The organism is Enterobacter sp. MGH85, from assembly GCF_001037655.1.
Taxonomy (GTDB): Bacteria; Pseudomonadota; Gammaproteobacteria; order Enterobacterales; family Enterobacteriaceae; genus Enterobacter; species Enterobacter intestinihominis.
The window spans coordinates 3,364,452-3,384,139 of sequence record NZ_KQ089925.1; the positions used below are offsets into that span (position 1 = coordinate 3,364,452).

Annotated in this window: 7 protein-coding genes and 1 pseudogene; 3 read left to right on the plus strand and 5 right to left on the minus strand. The window is 57.9% G+C overall.

Annotation, left to right across the window (positions count from 1 at the left end; translation table 11 throughout):
- Together SK51_RS15810 and SK51_RS15815 are read right to left on the minus strand one after the other, a co-directional pair.
- A partial coding sequence (locus tag SK51_RS15810) for an Ig-like domain-containing protein (RefSeq protein WP_048206800.1) occupies positions 1-10,436 on the minus strand: 10,436 nt, incomplete at its 3' end.
- 120 nt (positions 10,437-10,556) lie between these two features.
- Positions 10,557-11,870: a TolC family outer membrane protein gene (locus tag SK51_RS15815; protein WP_223861947.1), complete on the minus strand. Its 1,314-nt coding sequence runs from the start codon at positions 11,868-11,870 to the stop codon at positions 10,557-10,559.
- Positions 11,871-12,626: 756 nt separating this feature from the next.
- Between SK51_RS15815 and SK51_RS15820 the strand changes: the two genes are divergently transcribed.
- Positions 12,627-13,370, plus strand: coding sequence for a DeoR/GlpR family DNA-binding transcription regulator (locus tag SK51_RS15820; RefSeq protein WP_022648061.1), 744 nt, complete (start codon positions 12,627-12,629; stop codon positions 13,368-13,370).
- A 13-nt stretch (positions 13,371-13,383) separates the two neighbouring features.
- Positions 13,384-14,451 carry an oxidoreductase gene (locus tag SK51_RS15825; RefSeq protein ID WP_023306156.1) on the plus strand — a complete coding sequence of 356 codons (1,068 nt, stop codon included), beginning with the start codon at positions 13,384-13,386 and terminating at the stop codon, positions 14,449-14,451.
- Positions 14,452-14,493: 42 nt separating this feature from the next.
- Here the strand turns inward: SK51_RS15825 and cybB are convergent, their stop codons facing one another.
- The 3 genes from cybB to SK51_RS15840 all read right to left on the minus strand — a co-directional run bounded on the left by cybB (position 14,494) and on the right by SK51_RS15840 (position 17,966).
- Positions 14,494-15,024: a cytochrome b561 gene (gene cybB, locus SK51_RS15830; protein ID WP_023300059.1), complete on the minus strand. Its 531-nt coding sequence runs from the start codon at positions 15,022-15,024 to the stop codon at positions 14,494-14,496.
- A gap of 508 nt (positions 15,025-15,532) precedes the next feature.
- Positions 15,533-16,972 (minus strand): aldehyde dehydrogenase, encoded by a 1,440-nt coding sequence (gene aldA, locus SK51_RS15835; RefSeq protein ID WP_023306155.1) that lies wholly within the window; start codon positions 16,970-16,972, stop codon positions 15,533-15,535.
- A 199-nt stretch (positions 16,973-17,171) separates the two neighbouring features.
- Positions 17,172-17,966 carry a YdcF family protein gene (locus SK51_RS15840; protein WP_022648057.1) on the minus strand — a complete coding sequence of 265 codons (795 nt, stop codon included), beginning with the start codon at positions 17,964-17,966 and terminating at the stop codon, positions 17,172-17,174.
- A gap of 391 nt (positions 17,967-18,357) precedes the next feature.
- Here SK51_RS15840 and SK51_RS15845 point away from each other — a divergent pair.
- Positions 18,358-19,676: pseudogene (locus tag SK51_RS15845) on the plus strand (MFS transporter).
- Positions 19,677-19,688: the final 12 nt, after the last annotated feature.

Consider the following 19,688-nt stretch of genomic DNA (forward strand, 5'->3'; position numbering starts at 1 on the left):
TTAATCACATCGTCACCTGCAACGGTGTGGATGGTCACCGCAGGAACGGTCACATCCACCGTCAGAGTGTGATCAACCGATGCCGGGTTACCCGCCTTGTCGCTGACTGAGGCAGTGACCGTCACGCTGCCGTCGGTTAATCCTGCCAGATCCGCCGCCGGAACGTTCAGCGTCCAGCTGCCGTTCGCGCTGACGGTTGTGGTGTAATCTTTGCCGTTCAGCGATACGGTCAGCGTCTGGCCTGCTTCGGCGGTGCTGGTGCCGGAAATTGCCAGGTCTGACTGCGCTTCTGAGGCGTTGAGGATATCATCTGTGGCAATCGTGTTGATGGTCACGGACGGCGCGGTAGCATCCACGCTGTACTCGTGGCCCGCAGACGCGCTGTTGCCGTTCACGTTGGTGACGCTCACCTGCACGCTGGCGTCGCCATCCTTCAGGCCAGCCAGATCCGCTGACGGCACGGTGTAAGTCCAGTTGCCGCTGTCGTCCACGGTGGTGGTGTAGATCCTGCCGTTCAGACTGATGGTCACGGTCTGCCCGGCTTCCACGTTGGTGGTCGCACCGGACAGCACCAGATCCGCGCCCTTCTCCGCCGCGTTAATCACGTCGTCGGTGGCAAGCACATTGATGCTGATGGCAACGGTAGCCAGATCCACGGTCACATCGTGGCTGATGGTGATCGGGTTACCCGCCGCGCTGTCGCCGGTAACGCTGATTTTCACGGTGCCTTCCGGCCACGCGCTCACGTCGGTGGACGGGATCGCCGCGCGCCAGGTGCCGTCTGCCAGTACCGTTGCCGCGTAATCTTTACCGTTGACGGTAACCGTCAGCGCCGTGCCCGGCGCCAGCCCGTCGCTGGAGCCTGAAACAATCAGGTTCTGCGCGTGCTCAATGGTGTTGATCACGTCATCACCTGCCACGGTATTCACGCGCAGGCCCGGCAGGTTAGCGTCGATAGCGATCTCGCGTTCGCCGGTGCCGGTGTTGCCGTGGCCGTTGGTGACGGTTGCCGTCACGCTCAGGCTGCCGTTGCCGAGTGCGGTCAGCACGTCAGACGGCACATTCACGGACCAGGACAGATTGTTCTGCACCGTTGCGGTGTAGCTGAGGCCGCCGATAGTCACGGTCACGGTGTTGCCCGCTTCGGCATTCGCCACGGTGCCGCTCAGGGTCTGACCTGCCGCCACTTCCGCCGCGTTGATGACGTTGTCGCCCGCCACGGTGTTGATGGTGACGGTTGGCAGCGCGGTGTCCACCAGCAGGTTCGCGGTGTTGCTCACGCTGTTGCCCACGCCGTTGGTGGCGGTCGCGTTCAGGGTGTAACTGGCCTGACCGAGACCGGCCAGATCCGCCGCCGGAACCGTCAGGCTCCAGGTGCCGTCTGCCGCAGTTGTCGCCGTGTAGTTTTTGCCGTTCAGAATTACGGTCACCACGGTGCCTTCCGTCAGGTTGGCGCTGGTGCCGCTGACGCTCAGGTCCTGCCCTTTTTCAACGGCGTTCAGGACGTTGTCATCACTGATGGCGTTGAAGCTGACCGACGGCAGACCGGTATCGACGGTCACATTATGCGTGCCGCTGCCAGTGTTGCCCGCCGCGTCGGTGACAGACGCAGTGACGGTCACGGTGCCGTCGCTGAGGCCTGAAATCACATTTGCCGGAACGCCCACGCTCCAGTTACCCGCCGCGTCCAGCACGGTGGTGTAAGTCTGGCCGCCGATCGTGACGGTGACCTTATCGCCCGCCGCCGCGCCGGTGGCGGAACCGCTGATAATCTGTGCCTGCTTGTGTTCAGCCACGTTAATCACATCGTCACCTGCCACGGTGTGAATGGTCACCGCAGGAACGGTCACATCCACCATCAGAGTGTGATCAACCGATGCCGGGTTACCCGCCTTGTCGCTGACGGAGGCGGTGACCGTCACGCTGCCGTCGGTTAATCCTGCCAGATCCGCCGCCGGAACGTTCAGCGTCCAGCTGCCGTTCGCGCTGACGGTTGTGGTGTAATCTTTGCCGTTCAGCGACACGGTCACCGTCTGGCCTGCTTCGGCGGTGCTGGTGCCGGAGATTGCCAGGTCAGACTGCGCTTCTGAGGCATTCAGGATATCGTCTGTGGCAATCGTGTTGATGGTCACGGACGGCGCGGTAGCATCCACGCTGTACTCGCGTCCCGCAGACGCACTGTTGCCGTTCACGTTGGTGACGCTGACCTGCACGCTGGCATCACCGTCTTTCAGACCGGTCAGGTCCGCAGACGGCACCGTGGCGGTCCATTTACCCTCAGCGTCCACCGTGGCGGTGTAGCTCTTGCCGCCGAAGGTGATGGTGACGGTTTGATTTTCCTCCACGTTCGAGGTGGTGCCGGAGAGCACCAGATCTTCGCCCTTCTCGGCGGCGTTGATCACGTCATCAGAAGCGATGGCGTCAATGCTGATGGCGACGTTTGCCAGATCCACCGTTACATCATGGTTGATAGTCACCGGATTGCCCGCGCTGCTCTGCCCTTCAACGGTCACGGTGACCGTGCCTGCGGCAAGGGCACTCACGTCCGCAGAAGGGATCGCCGCACTCCAGGTGCCGTCTGCCAGCACGGTAGCCGCATAGGTTTTACCGTTTACGGTGACGGTCAGCGCCGTACCCGCCGTCAGGCCGTCGCTTGAACCCGTGATAATCAGATTCTGCCCGTGTTCGATGCTGTTAATCACGTCATCGCCCGCCACGGTATCCACGCGCAGGCCCGGCAGATTCGCGTCTATCACGATTTCGCGCTCGCCCGTTCCGCTATTGCCCACGCCGTTGGTGACACTGGCTGACACGGTTAAATCGCCGTTGCCCAGTGCGGTCAGCACCGACTCCGGCACGCTCACGGACCAGGTGAGATCGCTCTGCACCGTTGCGGTGTAGCTGTTGCCGCCAATGGTCACGGTCACGGTGTTGCCTGCTTCGGCATTCACCACCTTACCGCTGATGGTCTGGCCGGTTGCCAGCTCCGCCGCGTTAATGACGTCGTCACCTGCCACGGTGTTGATAATCACGCCCGGCAGAACGGATTCCACGTTCACGGTGTGCGAGGTGCTGGTGCTGTTGCCGACGCTGTCCGTCGCGGAGGCCGACACGGTGTAAAGCGCTTCACCCAGTTGCCCCACCTCGCTCGCCGGAACGGTTGTAGTCCATTGGCCATTGGTAGCTACCGTGGCGCTGTACGCTTTGCCGTTGAGCATCACGGTCACCACCGCGCCCGCCGCCAGCCCGGAAGCCGTACCTGTGATGGTCAGATCCTGAGTTTTCTCGGTGTTGTTGATCACATCGTCACCGGACACGGTGTCGATGGTCAGCACCGGCGCGGTGAGGTTGACTTCAACCTCGTGCGTTGTGCTGTTGCTGTTTCCGGCTTTATCGGTCAGCGCCGCGGTGATGGTGTGATCCCCGGCAGTCAGAGCACTCACGTCCGCCGCAGGCACGCCCACGTTCCACTTGCCGGAAGCGTCCAGGGTCGCCGTGTAATCTTTGTTATTGATGGTGACTGTCACCACGTCACCCGCCGCCGCACCGGTCACGGAACCGGTGACAATCAGCGCCTGCGCATGCTCGGCGCTGTTGATCACGTCGTCGTCGGAAACGGCGTTAATGGTCAGCTGTGGCACCGTGGTATCCACCAGCACATCGCGATCCGCCGAGGCCGGGTTACCCGCTTTATCCTGGACGGCTGCCGTGATGGTGTAATCGCCGTCGGCAATCGCGCCGACATCCGCAGACGGTACGGTGACGCTCCAGCTGCCATTCGCCTGCATGGTGGTGGTGTAATTCTCGCCGTTCAGGGTCACGGTCACTGTCTGGCCCGCTTCCGCGTCAGAGACGCCGTTGATGACCAGATCCTGCTGCGCTTCGGCAGCATTGATGATGTTGTTGTCGCTGACGATTTCAATCGACACCGTCGGCGCGGTGGCATCCACGCTGTACTCGCGGCCCGCAGAGGCGCTGTTGCCGTTTACGTTGGTGACGCTGACCTGCACGCTGGTGTCGCCGTCTTTCAGTCCGCCCAAATCGGCAGACGGTACGGTCGCCGTCCAGTGGCCGCTGGCATCCACCGTCGCGCTATAGGTCTTACCGCCGAAAATGATATTAACGGTCTGGTTTTCTTCCACGTTGGTGGTCGAGCCGGACAGCACCAGATCCGCACCCTTCTCGGCTGCGTTAATCACGTCGTCGGTAGCTACGGCGTCGATGCTGATGGCGACCGGCGCCAGATCCACCTTCACGTCATGGCTGATGGAAACCGGGTTACCCGCCGCGCTCTGGCCGTCAACGGTCACGGTGACTGTACCTGCGCTCAGCGCGCCGACGTCAGCCGCCGGAATAGCCGCCGTCCAGGTGCCGTCCGCCAGCACGGTTGCCGCGTAGGTTTTGCCGTTGACGGTGACCGTCAGCGCCGATCCGCTCGCCAGCCCGTCGCTGGAGCCGGTGATAATCAGGTTTTGAGTATGCTCGATGCTGTTGATCACATCGTCGCCTGCCACGGTATCCACGCGCAGGCCCGGCAGGCTGGCATCAATCGTGATGTCGCGCTCGCCGGTGCCGGTGTTGCCGTGGCCGTTGGTCACGCTCGCTGTTACGGTGAGATCGCCGTTACCGATAGCGGTTAAGACGTCAGATGCCACGTTAACCGACCAGCTCAGATCGTCCTGAACCGTCGCGGTATAGGTGTTGCCCCCGATACCGATCGTGACAGTGTCACCGCTCGCCGCGCCGCTCACTTTCCCGCTCAGGGTTTGTCCGGAAGCCACTTCCGCTGCGTTAATCACGTCGTCGGTGGCAACTGCATTAATGGTGACCTGCGGCAGCGCGCTGTCGACCAGCACGCTATGGCTGGTGTTCGCGCTATTACCCGCGGTATCGGTCACGCTGGCCGTCACGCTGTAGCTCGCTTCGCCCAGTGCCGAGACGTTTGCCGCCGGAACGGTGACGCTCCAGTTACCGCTGGCATCGGTGGTGGCGGCGTAACTGATACCGTTCAGGGTTACGGTGATGCGGGTCCCGTCCGGCTGGTTGCTGGTGCCGGAGACCAGCAGATCCTGACCTCTCTCGGTCGCGTTGATCACGTCGTCAACCGCCAGGGTAGTGATGGCAATCACCGGCGCGGTCAGGGAGACGTCAAACGCGTGCGTCGTGCTGGTGCTGTTGCCCGCTTTATCGGTGAGCGTGGCGGAGATCGTTTGATCGCCGTTAGCCAGCGCGCCCACGTCCGCCGCCGGAACGCCCACGCTCCAGTTACCGGCACCGTCCAGCATGGCGGTGTAGTCTTTGCCGTTCAGGGTCAGGGTAATCACATCGCCCGCCTGCGCGCCCGTCACCTTGCCGGTGACAATCAGCGCCTGGCCGTGCTCGGCAATATTAACAATGTCGTCGCCCGCCACAATGTTGAAGGTAATCTGCGGCACGGTAGTGTCGACCAGCACGGACGCCCCCGCGCTGGCCGGGTTGCCCGCTTTATCGGACACGGTCGCCGTGACCGCCGCGCTACCGTCTGCGATCCCCGCCAGATCCGCCGCCGGTACATCCAGCGTCCAGCTGCCGTTTGCCTGCACCTGGGCGGTGTACTGATTGCCGTTGAAGGTCACGGTGACCGTCTGGCCTGCTTCGGCAGTAGACGTCCCGCTCAGGGTCAGATCCAGCGCCGCCTCTGCCGCATTTAGCATGTTGTCGCCGCTGATGGTGTTGATGGTGACCGCTGGCGCGGCGGTATCGACGCTGAATGCCTGCGAGGAAGAGGCCGCGTTGCCGTTCATGTTGGTTACGCTAACCTGTACGCTGGCGTCGCCATCCTTCAGGCCGCTCAGTTCGGCAGCCGGTACGGTGCAGGTCCAGTCGCCGTTGGCATCGACCATCGTGGCCCAGGTTTTACCCGCAAAGATAATGGTAACGGTCTGGCCCGCTTCAACGTTCGAGGAGGAGCCGGACAGCACCAGATCCTGGCCTTTTTCTGCCGCGTTCAGCACGTTGTCGTCCGTCACGCTGTTGATGCTTATCGCCACCGGGGCGAGATCGACATCCACCACGGTACCGATGTTCACCGGGTTGCCGGAGGTATCCTGCGCGCTGGCGCTGATGGTGAGCGCTCCATCCGCCCACCGGGAGACGTCTGCGACCGGAACCGCAGCCTGCCAGGTGCCGTCCGCCAGTACCGAGGCGGAATAACTCTTGCCGTTGATGCTCACGGTGACGGTACTACCCGCCGCCAGGTCGGTGCTGGTGCCGGAGATAACCAGGTTCTGCGCGTGTTCAATAACGTTAATGACGTCGTCACCAGCGACGGTATCAATGCGCAGGCCGGGCAACTGGGCGTCAATGGTGACATCCAGGGAAGACGATCCGGTATTACCGTGCGCGTTCGTCACGCTGGCCGAGACGGTCAGGTCGCCGTTGCCGAGCGCGGTTAACTGACTCTGGGTTAACGGCAGGCTCCAGGTGAGATCGTCCTGTACGGTAGCCGTGTATGTCTGCCCGCCGATGATAATGGTGACGGTATCGCCCGATGCCGCGTTCGATACTTTCCCGGTCAGGGTTTGACCTGCGGCCACTTCCGCCGCGTTAACGATATTGTCGCCCGCGACGTTGTTGAGGGTAACAACCGGCAGCGAGCTGTCCACCAGCACATCGTGCGTGGCAGAGGCGCTGTTGCCCACATTATCGGTGACGCTCGCCGTCACGGTGTAATTGGCTTCACCCAGCGCGCTCACCGCAGAGGCGGGTACGGAAACGCTCCAGTTGCCGCTGGCGTCGGTGGTGGCTGCATAGTTGATACCGTTCAGATTAACGGTGATGGTGGTTCCTTCCGGCTGGTTGCTGGTACCGGAAAGCAGCAGATCTTCGCCCTTCTCTGCCGTATTGATCACGTCATCCGCTGCCAGCGTATTAATACCGATTACAGGCGTGACTGTATTGACCACCACATCCACTGAACTGCTGCCGGTGTTGCCGGACCGATCGGTCACGGAGACGTTAATGGTCCAGGTGCCGTCCGTCAGCCCCTGAACGACGGACGCAGGCAGGCCGAGGCTCCAGTTGCCCGCCGCATCCACCACGGTGGTGTAGTCCACGTTATTGATGGTGATGATGACCAAATCACCCGCCGCCGCGCCGGTGACGGAGCCGCTCAGGATCTGCGCCTGTGAATGGGCCAGCTGGTTAACGGTGTTGGTGTCGGTGACGAAATCGTTGATGGTCACCTGCGGCACGGTGGCATCCACCAGCCCAACGCGGTCCGCGCTGCTGCTGTTGCCCGCCACGTCACTGACGGTGGCCGTGACGGTGACATTGCCATCGGTCAGCGCGCCAACGTCGGCGGCAGGCACGTTCAACTGCCAGCGACCGTCCGCCTGGACCGTGGTCTGGTAAGATTTACCGTTCAGCGTCACGGTGACCGTCTGGCCCGCTTCAGCGGTTGTGCTGCCGCTGAGCACCAGATCCTGCTGCGCTTCTGCCGCATTAATGATGTTGTCGTCGGTCAGGTTATCAAGCGTAATGGCTGGTGGCTGCGTATCGACGGTCACCACGCGTGAGGCGTCCGCGCTGTTGCCGTTGACGTTAGTCACGCTGACGCTCACCTGCGCCCGCCCGTCGATCAGCGTTTCCATCGCGCTCGCCGGAACGGTCAGGCGCCAGGAGCCGTCCTGCTGCACCTGTGCGGTAAAGGTTTGATCCGCGAATTTCACCACCACGGTCTGCCCGGCCTCTACGCCCTGCGTCTGACCGGAAAGCGTGACATCCGCGCCTTTTTCCGCCGCGTTGAGCATATCGTCAGTGGTTACGGTATCGATGGTGACGGCCACCGCGTTCAGGTCAAGCTCGATCGGGTGTTCAGCCGCCACGGTGTTGCCCCAGGCATCTTCCGCACTGACGCTGACGGTCATGCCTCCCGCCGTCCATGCCTGCAGGTCCGCTGACGGCACGCCAATCTGCCAGCTGCCGCTGGCGTTAACCGTGGTGACGTATTCAACATTATTGATGGTGACGGTGATCTGTGTGCCTTCGGCCAGATGAGTGCTGGAGCCGGTCACGGCCAGATCCTGCTGCTGCTCGATGGCGTTAATCACGTCATCGCCAGAGATCGTGTTCACGCGCAGGCCCGGCAGTTCGGCGTTGATGTTGATATCACGTTCGCCGGTGCCGGTGTTGCCGTGCGCATTGGTGACAGAGGCGCTGAAGGTTAACTCGCCGTCGCCAAACGCCTGAAGGTCGGCCGATGGGATGGTCACGCTCCATTTCAGGTCGCTGCCAACCGTCGCGGTGTAGCTCTTGCCGCCCACGGTGACAGAGACGGTATCGCCCGCCGCCGCGCCGGTGACGCGTCCGCTGAGGGTTTGGTCAACCGCCGCTTCGGCGTTATTGACCAGGTTATCCCCGGCAAAGGTGTTGAGGATCACCTGCGGCAGCGCGGTATCGACCAGCAGATTCGCCTCGGCGGAGCCGCTGTTACCCACGCTGTCGGTGCCGCTGACGCTCACGGTGTAAAGGGTATTCGCCAGATCCAGCACGTCGGAAACTGGCACCTGAACGGACCAGCTACCATTCTCAACGGTGGCCTGATAGTTAACGTTGTTCAACGTCACGGTGACAGCGCTGCCGTTCGGCAGATTACTGGTCCCGCTCAGGCTCAGAGGCTGCATGGCCTCCAGCGCATTCAGGACGTTATCCTGGCTGATGGGGTCAAGGGTAAATTCCGGCGGGTTGCCGCTGAGCGTAATGCCGTGCGTCGCGCTGCCGGTGTTGCCCGCCGCATCGGTCACGGAGACCGAAATGCTGTGGCTACCTTCCCCCAGCGCGCCAATGACAGAGGCAGGCACGCCGACGCTCCAGCTGCCGTCCGCCTGGACGACACCAGTAAAGGTCTTGCCGCCAACGGTCACGGTGACAACGTCGCCCGCCGCCGCGCCGTTCGCCTGGCCGGAAATAATCTGAGCCTGCCCCTGCTCGCTGGTGTTCAGAATGTCGTCGCCCGCGACAGTGTTGATAGTGACCACTGGCGCTGCGGTATCGACCGTGAAATCGGCGGTGGTGGAGGCCCCGTTACCCGCTTTGTCGCTGACGTTTGCCGTCAGGGTGTGCTCGCCGTTAGCCATCGCCTGTACTTCACTGGCCGAAAGCGTAACGGACCAGGTGCCGTCGCTGCCCACGGTCGCCGTGTGATTTTTGCCGTTCAGCGTGACCGTCACAATCTGGCCCGCTTCCGCATCGGTTTTTCCGGTCAGCGTCAGCGGCTGATTATGTTCAGCCGCGTTGATGATGTTGTCCTGGGCGATCGTGTCGACAGAAATCGCTGGCGCAGCGGTATCGACGCCAATCGTCTGGCTGCCGGTCACGGTGTTGCCCGCCGCGTCTTTGCCGCTGACGTTGACCGTCCAGGTACCATCGCCCAGCGCCTGCGCGTCAGCAGCAGGCACCTTCACGCTCCATGCGCCGTTTGCCCCCACTTCTGCGGAATAGGTTTTACCGTTCAGCGTGACGGTAAGCGCCGTGCCCTGCGCCAGGTTTTTGCTGGTGCCGGACAGCGTAAAGCCAGCGGCCTGCTCGCTGGCGTTGATCACGTTATCGCCCGCCGTGGTGGCGAGCGTCACGCTGGTATCCGCTGTAGAAACGGTTACGGTAATACTGCCCGCAGAGGTCGTTTTACTGCCGTCGATCTGAACGACGGACCAGGTATGTTCCCCGTCCGCCTGGGTCGGAAGTGTTACCGTCCAGGTGCCGTCCTTTGCGACCATGGTGCTGGCGATGGTGCTGCCGCTGCTGTCTTTAACCTGAATGGTCGCGCCCGGCTGCCCGGTACCGCTGAAGGTTGGGGTGTTATCATCCGTGACCTCTTTTGCACTCAGCACCCCCTGCTTGTCACCCGCGTTATCCGTCAGCAAAAATGTTGGCGTGGCGCTTTCGACTTCTTTCGTATTATCAATAACTTTTGTTTTGGTTTCGCCGTCACCGCCGTGAGCCAGCAGTGCGCCAATCGCACCGCCTCCCAACGCCGCTCCGGCAATCCAGCCCCACGGCGCATCGCTTAAGACGCTTCCCTGCTCCAGAAAAGGTTCAATGCTGCTAATGGGTGCAGCCTGGGCGGTTAATTCGGTGGCGGCAACGCCTGATGCTTCCCCGGCATTGGCAAATGAAATATGCGTCAACTCCTGGTTATCGTTAAATACCAGTTCGGAATGATTATGGGTTTCCGTGTCTTCGACAAAATAATTATTGCAGCGGATCACGCTGCCATCTTTCATATAAATGAGGAGGTCATTCCCCTGGCGGACATAACGCACCACGTCCTGAGCAGAACCCTGAATTTCAATCACGCTCGGCGATGAAATAGAGACCGAGAGATTCCCTTCACCGGTTAATTTCGTTTTTTCTGCCGTTTTTCGAATGATAACATCAACAACTTTTGCGTTACTCATATTCTTCTCCTTGCAGGTGCGCGTATTCCTGTGGTTATGTCCACCAGAGGGATGTAACTATCCCTGGGAAAAACCACCCATTATTGTCTGACTTATTTCGCGCAGAAAGGCGCGCCTTTTTTAACTCAAATCAGGTAATTTCGCGGCAGCGTTTTTCTCTATTCCGATAAGCGGCATGAGATTATCCACCGCGGAGGCGTAATTAATCGCCGCGCTCCAGCCATCGTATTCAGCCATTATTTTCGCTGAGGTGGCAGACCAGACATCCTGCTCCACGCTGAGCAGATCGTTAATGCTGCGCTTGCTCAGGGTATATTCATTTTTGTAGACGTCGCGGGCGCGCAACGCATTTTCCAGCTGACGTTTTCCGGCCTCCATACGTCCTTGCGCCCCGGTCCAGTCGGCCTGTGCGACGGAGGCTTTTTGCAGGACATCAAAACGGGCCTGATCGACCTGAGACGATGCCATTGCCCTTGCGCCCTCGGCCTGACGGACGCGCGCCGAGACCGCGCCGCCCTGATAAAGCGGTGCATCAATATTGAGCTGGATCTGATCATCCCAGTACGCGCGATTATCAGACTCGTACCGGGTGCGGCCCCCTTTCAGGCTTAAGGTTGGCCAGTGCTGTGACTTCGCGGTTTCTACGCCGTACTGGGCTGAACGCTCCATGTTCTGCGCGGCCATCACCGTTGGGATCAGTGAATAATCAATTCGATTGAGAGAATCCGACTCCACGGCCAGACCTCCCGGAACCGGTGAATAGCGTTCAGCCTGTATGCCAGTTAATACCGCCAGCCGCGCGCGGGCGCTGTTCAGTGACGCATTGTACTGCTCTACCGTCGCCTGCATTCCGGCAATACGGGTGCGGGTCTGAAGCTCATCAGAGGTGGAGCTTACGCCTGCATCGGCGCGGAGTTTTGCCAGCTGCTCAACGTTTTTAAGCGCCTGCACGTTCTCTGTTGCCGCCTGTAGCAGATCGCTGTAGCGTTTCACTTCCACATAGCTGAGGGCCGTTTTTTCAGCGACGGCAGACATCGTGCTCATCAGCTGGTAGCGATAGCTGTCACGCTGAGCTGAAGACTGGCTGATGCTGTTATTGGTCTTGCCAAAATCGTACACAAGCTGCGTCAGGCTCAGCCCCCAGGCTGCGGAATTTCGCAACGAGCCGCTCGAATCGGTGGTCTGGCTGTGACCCGTACTCCCGTTCAGGGCTATTTGTGGCATCCAGCCACTACGCGCTTCGTCTATTTGTGCCTGGCCAATCCCCAGCTGTGCAGCCTGCTGACTCACCGACGGGTCGCGGTCAAGAGCGAAAAGAATACTTTCTTTCATCGTCATTGCCGCAACGGGAGATATTCCTACCAGACCGTTAGTTGCATGAGCCGCTGTCACCACCAGTGAAATTAAGGTCAGGGAAGCAGATAATCTGAGCATCCTGTTATTGCATTTCATCTTTATAATACCCCCGGACTTCAGGTGATGGCTAAATAATTACCAGGAAGAGGTACAAATAATTCACCCTATTTGCCCCACTCCTGTTTGATAAATTCCGCCAATAGTCGACCACACCCATTTCAATTGAGATGAGAGCCGTTCAATCTCTTTTTTTCTTTTAAGAATTTACTTGAATATTTATTGATTCGCAGCATAACAAAATGTGATATGAGCGACCACATCTGTAATGTTAATGCGGTGTTACAAATAAGAAAAAAGATGGGGTTTCTGGACAAATGGCTATTAGATGCGTTTACGCTGAAACATATAAACCCTATGTAATTTAAGGAAAATTCTGAAACACCTTGATGTACATTTTTGCGTTTATTTCATCTCGAATCAGACACAAAGATTTTCAAAGAACTGTCAATTTAAGTCATTCGCTGATTAATATTAAATTATTTTACTTTAAAAAGAATATCTAATAGATATAAGCACCAATTTATATTTATAATCTGGTTTTATATTCTTATTCGAACTCCTTATTCGGTAGCTTTAACCAAATTTCTATGTAAAACATAGCGTTAACATCAGGTCTAAACGATACATACATGTTTTTGATGACTGATTAATGCTAATTCAATATTCACCTTATTAAACTGTTTTTGGACAACATCCCCCTCCTGTTACGATTCCCTTTCCTGTAAAATGCTGTAAACTGCATAGTATTGCGACATTTTGCAGGATACTGCACCCATGCATAAAACCGCCAGACAGAAATATGTACTTGAAATTATTACTGAACAAGGCCAGGCCAGCATCACTGAGCTGGCAGAAAAGTTGCAGGTTTCGGCGGATACCATCCGTCGCGATCTGACCGATCTGGAAAAACAGGGACTGGCGCAAAAAAACCATGGCGGCGCCATCGCGCTGAATCTCTCGACGATGAACCGAGTTAGCAGGAATACCTTACTGCCTGAAATCAAGCAGCGGCTGGGTAAACAGGTTGCGCAGTGCGTACCTGCGGGCTCGACGCTTTTTCTGGACGCCGGAAGCACACTTCTGGCCGTTGCCTCTTTCCTGCAGGGACCGCTGACCATCATCACCCCTTCTCTTGATATCGCCCAGCAGGTTAGCGATCGGGAAGATATCGATCTGATCCTGCTTGGTGGAAAGTGGGATCAGAAACAGCGCCTGTTTGCCGGAAGCGCCACCCTTTCGCTGCTCTCTCGCTACCGGGCGGATATCGCCATCCTTGGCGCATGCGCCATTCATGCCGAGCTCGGATTGAGCGCCAGTCAGGAGGCGGATGCCGAGGTGAAGCGTGCCATGCTGGCCGCAAGCCAGGCGCACTGGGTAGTCGCCGACCATCTTAAACTCAACCAGTGCGAACCTTATCTGGTTTCAGGGTTATCCCAGATTCATCAACTGTTTTTAGATCGTCCCTGGGCAGAGCTCGGGGACCATAGCGCCGTGCAGGTTACCGTTTGCGCGCATTAACGTGGAGAAGGTCATGAATAAAGTGAAGACAATGAATATTGCGCTGATCGGGTATGGTTTTGTGGGTAAGACGTTTCATGCCCCGCTGATCCAGTCCGTCGACGGCCTGAAGCTGGCGGTGGTCTCATCCCGGGATGAAGAAAAGGTCAAACGCGATCTGCCGAATGTCCTCGTTGTTGCCACCCCTGAAGAGGCTATTCAGCACCCGGATATCGACCTGGTGGTTATCGCCTCCCCTAACGCGACCCATGCGCCGCTGGCCACCCTGGCGCTCAACGCCGGCAAGCACGTAGTGGTGGATAAGCCGTTTACGCTCAATATGCAGGAAGCGCGAGACCTGATTGCGCTTGCGCAAGAAAAACAACGCCTGCTCTCTGTCTTCCATAACCGCCGCTGGGACAGCGATTTTCTCGGCATTAAGCAGGTGATTGAGCAAGGCAGTATCGGAAAGGTAAAACACTTTGAATCGCATATCGATCGTTTCCGCCCGGAGGTTCGCGTGCGCTGGAGAGAGCAAAATGTTCCCGGCAGTGGCCTGTGGTTCGACTTAGGCCCGCACATGATTGACCAGACGCTACAGCTTTTTGGTCTGCCGCTGTCGGTACAGGGCAACATCGCCACCCTGCGTGACGGTGCGGAAATTAACGACTGGGCGCACGTGGTGCTGAACTATCCTGAACACAAAGTGGTCCTCCATTGCAGCATGCTGGTGGCAGGCGGCGTTGCCCGCTTTACCGTCCACGGCGATAAGGCCAGCGTGGTGAAAGCGCGCATCGATCAGCAGGAAGCCCAGCTTCTGGCAGGCGTCATTCCGGGTAGCGAAAGCTGGGGGGAGGACAGCGACGCTATGGTGCTGTTTAATGCCCAGGGTGACGCCAGCGCTATCCCTGCGCCAAAAGGCGACCAGCGGCAGTACTATATAAACGTGCGCGATGCCCTGAACGGCAAGATTGACAATCCGGTCCATCCGGTGGAAGCCCTGGCGGTGATGGCGGTGCTGGAAGCGGCGGTAAAATCTTCAGAAACGGGTACAACTCAGGAACTGGATTTAACGGCGCAGGAGCGCGCGCAACTGCAATAAGCCGCAAAAAAAATGCCCTGCGGGTTGGCAGGGCATTATCGGTCACTGACGCTTTTTCGGCATCATGCGCAGCAGCGTATTGTCTTTCCAGAAATAGTGATGCATCAACGCGGCAAAGGCGTGCAAACCAATCACAAAATACCCCAGATTCGCCAGCGTTACGTGCCACGCTTTTAGCGTATCCACCAGGTCAAAATTCCCCTCCGCCGCATGCGGCATCGTCAGGCCAAACGCAAACCAGTCATTTCCCCGGTTATACATCATCACCATGCCGATCAGCGGCAGCGCAATAAACAGCAGGTAGATAACCAGATGCCCCAGATGGGACAGCCCGGTGATCATCGCTTTTGGTTTCGGTTGAATGGGCGGAGCCGGGAATTTCAGGCGGATAAGCAGGCGCGCCACCATCAGCACCAGGATGCTGATCCCGCAGGAAACGTGGATCATATTAATAAGCGGACGATCGGTTCGCGGGAACCAGCCTCTGAATTCCATGGCGCAATAGGCCATAATCACTAACAGAAAAACCAGCCAGTGAATGCTGATTTGCAGACCCGTATATTTTGTGCGCATGTTGTTTCCCGATAAATAACAGTTATCGCGCCAACATAACCACCTTTCCTGAAAATGTGAACCCCCTTTTACGGAGGGCCGAGTATTCCCAGTTATTTGAAATCAGAAGCATTAACGTGCCTTCAGAATAACGGAGGGATTACAGCGATGCCCAGGTCCGGCTGTAAATCGCTGAGGCGTTTGCCTTCCGGCCGGGGCGAGGCGCAGGGATGCGCCGAGAGGGCGGGCTTTGCAGGGATGTTACCTCCGCCCGTCCCCGATAAGCCGGAAGGAATAAGCCGAAGGGACCGCGAAGCGGCGATTTACCGCCGGGAGCCCGGGTCGCCAGGGTGGTGGCGACTGAGCCACCCTGGCACGTTCACCGGTCATTTTGTTACAGAGTAGCAAGGAACCTAAAGTGAACGGAATGACCACCAGAGCCGTATGTTCCCCTCACCCTAACCCTCTCCCCAAAGGGGCGAGGGAACTGCTCCGTGCACACATTATCTCGCATGGAGGGGGCTCCTGATTACGACTGTAAATAGACTACCTGCGTCTGCAAATACTCATTCAGACCGTGTTTGCCATCCGCCCCGCCGATCCCGGATTTCCGCCAGCCCGCATGGAAGCCCTGCATCGCTTCAAAGTTTTCACGGTTAATGTAGGTCTCGCCGAACTTAAGCCCTTTAATGGCTTTCATGGCGACATTCAGATCCTGCGTATATACAGACGAGGTTAAACCGTAGTCGCTGTCGTTGGCCATTTTCAGGGCCTCTTCCAGGGTGTCAAAAGCCACCACCGGCAGCACCGGGCCAAAGGTCTCTTCGTGCATGATGGCCATGTCCTGACGTACGTCCAGCAGCAGCGTTGGGGGATAAAAATACCCTTTACCCTCTGCCGCTTTACCGCCAAGGACCACTTTAGCCCCTTCCTGCACCGCGCGCGCCACCTTCTGCTCCACACGCTCCAGCGCGGCGGCGTTGATCAGCGGCCCCATGGCAATATCCGTTCGCTCAGCCGGATTGCCAAACTGGACGGCTTTCATTGCCTCGCCCAGACGATTCACAAAGCGGTCATAGATCCCCTTCTGAACATAGACACGTTCCGCGCAGTTACACACCTGTCCGGTATTGATGACGCGTGAATCCACAATGGCCTTCACGGCCAGCTCGAGGTCGGCATCGTCCATCACGATGGCCGGGGCTTTACCACCCAGCTCCAGCCCCACTTTGGTGATGTTTTTCGCAGCCGCAGCCATGATCTTTTCACCGGCCCCGACGCTGCCGGTCATGCTGACCATCGCCACTTTCGGGTTCCCGGCCAGCTCCTGTCCGACGGTTTCACCGCGGCCCAGCACCAGGTTGAAGACGCCTTTCGGCAGGCCAATCTCGTCGACGATTTTGGCAAACGCAATGGCGTTGTTTGGGGTAAATTCGCTCGGTTTGATAACGATGGTGTTGCCGGTGATTAGCGCAGGAGCGAGCTTACGGGCAATCAGGAAGAAGGGAAAGTTCCACGGCAGAATGCCGGTGGTGACGCCAAGGGCGCGCTTAAACACCAGAATATTCTCGCCCGGACGGTCGCTCTGAATGATTTCCCCTTCATAACGGCGCGCCCACTCGGCCATATAGTCGATATAGTCAGCTGTAAAGTTAACTTCCACTTCCGCCAGCTGCTGGATCTTGCCCCCTTCGGCCACAATCAGCGCGCTGATTTCGCTGACGCGCTCGCGGATCCCGGCGGAAATTTTGCGTAGCCAGCTGGCGCGTTCAATGGCCGGCAGCGCCTCCCAGCCAGCCTGCGCGCGCTCTGCCGCGTCAATGGCCTTGCGGGCGTCCTCGGCGGTGCCATCGGGAATACGGGAAATGACCTCTTCCGTGGCCGGATTGATCACGTCAATCCAGGCATCACCCTGCCAGGCAACAAACTGTCCATCAATATACATAGGATGTTGTACGGGTACTGTCATAACCTGCTCCTGTAATCACACTGTTTTTAACAAGTAAACTTAATGTTAAAAACTATAATTACCGGGGCAATTGCCTACTCTATGAGGCTGTTTTTGTGAGATATCTCATAAAAGCAACGGGTCAGCCCGTTTCAAAAATCACAAATCGGCAACAAAGGCTGCCCGTTTGCGTAAAAGATGGCGCAAACGGGCAAGAGCATTACAGCAGAGAACGGCTCACCAGCGCGTCGGTGAGAATGACGTCGTTTCGCAGGATCTGCCACGCGGCGTCCACGTCGGCAGGGATATCGACATGGGCAATGAAATCACGTCCCGCCGGACCGTAGCCGTTGATGTCGTCCCTGAGTCGCGGAAATTCACCCAGCACCAGCGACAGGTAACGTTCTACCGGCCATAACCCCTCGACCGGGCCGCTGAACGCCAGACCGTCGTCACTGTTTTGCAGCACGGGCGTCAGGCCGGGATGACTCATCCATGCGGGCGATGCAGCCTCGTCGCGGCAAACGCGGGCAAACGTAGCCATTGTGCGACGCTGCATCGTCGGGTCCTGCACTACCAGCACCCGGGCGGCATTCAGTCCGGACTGTTTCATCAACGCCCGGCTGAAGCGGGCGTTTTCGCCACAGTTGGTCGACTGATCCTCAACGTGAAGATGCTCAGCCGGAATGTTCCAGAATTCACGGGCGATGTCGGCCAGAATAGCCGCCTCTGCCCGCCCGGTGGTGGGTATCCTGTTATAGCGGGGGTGCTTAGCAATCGCGGCGTAGAGGAAGGTCGTCGAGTGACCGATCCCGCCGCTGATGATCAGAGGAACCCCCTGTTCAGCCGCGATTTTACAGGCAGCATCAATCGCGGGGATCACCGCGTTACCCGCCAGAATCACCAGATCAACGGGCTGGTTGTCCTGATAGTCGTCCTGAGCAAGCCACGCCCCAACGGTATTCACGGCGTCGAGTGTTGTGCCAGGCAGACAGGGGAAAAGTGCCATTGTCATCGTTACCTCCTTACAGCATTAATCTTTAGAGTACTTCACACAACGGGGGTGAAAAGGAGATCACTCTGAAAGCCGAGGTGATCATTACGCTGCATATTTGTCATTTTGATGAAATAACCAGAAACATCCAAAAACAATTGGGTTGCACCCTGAGTTTGTGCTTTTGATTATCTGCCCTTCAACACATCCTGCCACAACAGCGTGCTGAAAAAGCACCAGTTGCTGCTTAATCCATCGTGATCTGACCCGTTTTAGTTCTGGCTGACTTGCCAAACGTAACATCCAACCCTAAGTTGCTTAACAATTTCACAACCATTACACACCGACAGGTTGCACCTGAAGCGCGCCAGGTAACACCTCTATTATCATCCACGTGGCGGAGTTTTGAGTCATGACACAACATGAGAGCACGACAACGGTATTGCGGAAAAACAAAAAGGTATTAATTGCCAGTCTTACGGGAAGTTCTATTGAATGGTTTGATTATTTTCTCTATGGCACCGCTGCCGCGCTGGTGTTTAACAAGATTTTCTTTCCGATGGTCGACCCGGTAATCGGGCTGATCCTCTCCTATCTCTCCTTCTCGTTGACCTTTTTTATTCGCCCCATTGGCGGCGTTCTCTTTGCACATATCGGGGATCGTATCGGTCGCAAAAAAACGCTTGTCCTCACCCTTTCATTGATGGGAGGTGCAACCGTGATGATTGGCCTGCTGCCCACCTACGACATGATCGGGATGTGGGCGCCCGCGTTGCTGATCCTGATGCGTATTATTCAGGGGATGGGTATCGGCGGTGAATGGGGTGGCGCGCTGCTGCTGGCTTATGAGTATGCTCCAGAAAAACGCAAAGGCTTCTTCGGCAGTATTCCGCAGGCGGGCGTTACCATCGGCATGTTGATGGCGACATTTATCGTCTCGCTAATGACGCTGTTCAGCGAAGAGGATTTTCTCTCCTGGGGCTGGCGCATTCCGTTCCTGCCAGTTCCGTGCTGGTAATATTGGGGCTTTGGATCCGGAAAGATATTGACGAAACGCCTGATTTCCAGAAAGTGAAAAAATCCGGCCAGGTTGCGAAAGCTCCGCTGCGCGACACCATAAAACACCACTGGCGTGAAGTGCTAATTGCCGCCGGGCTTAAGGTTGTTGAGACAGCACCGTTCTATATTTTCTCCACGTTTGTGGTGAGCTACGCCACTACCACCCTGACCTATCAGAAATCCCAGGCGCTGGAGGCAGTAACTCTTGGCGCACTGGTCGCCACTATCATGATCCCGCTGATGGGGCTGCTCTCCGACAGGGTTGGCCGCCAGCGTATGTACGCCGTCAGTGTCTTCGTGCTCGGCCTGTTTATCGTGCCCTGGTTTATGCTGCTGAATACCGGTACCACCTGGGGAATTGTGCTCGCGACCGTTATCGCTTTTGGCGTACTGTGGGCACCGGTGACGGCAGTTCTCGGCACGCTCTGCTCTGAAATTTTCAGTGCCAACGTTCGCTACACCGGTATCACGCTGGGTTATCAACTTGGGGCCGCGCTGGCGGGCGGAACGGCACCGCTAATAGCTACCGGACTGCTGGCGAAATACGACGGCGACTGGGTACCCGTGGCCTGGTATCTGGGCGTGACGGTCGCTATCTCCCTCATTGCAATTTTTTGTGCCAGCCGCATCAACCGTGAACGCCACCTTCAGGCGCAGCCGGAACAGCGATAATATTATTGCGGC

Excerpts from the sequence above, each read along its gene's own strand:
- SK51_RS15815 (WP_223861947.1), bottom strand. The coding sequence starts at position 11,870 with ATGCTCAGATTATCTGCTTCCCTGACCTTAATTTCACTGGTGGTGACA.
- SK51_RS15820 (WP_022648061.1), top strand. The coding sequence starts at position 12,627 with ATGCATAAAACCGCCAGACAGAAATATGTACTTGAAATTATTACTGAA.
- SK51_RS15825 (WP_023306156.1), top strand. The coding sequence starts at position 13,384 with ATGAATAAAGTGAAGACAATGAATATTGCGCTGATCGGGTATGGTTTT.
- cybB (WP_023300059.1), bottom strand. The coding sequence starts at position 15,024 with ATGCGCACAAAATATACGGGTCTGCAAATCAGCATTCACTGGCTGGTT.
- aldA (WP_023306155.1), bottom strand. The coding sequence starts at position 16,972 with ATGACAGTACCCGTACAACATCCTATGTATATTGATGGACAGTTTGTT.
- SK51_RS15840 (WP_022648057.1), bottom strand. The coding sequence starts at position 17,966 with ATGACAATGGCACTTTTCCCCTGTCTGCCTGGCACAACACTCGACGCC.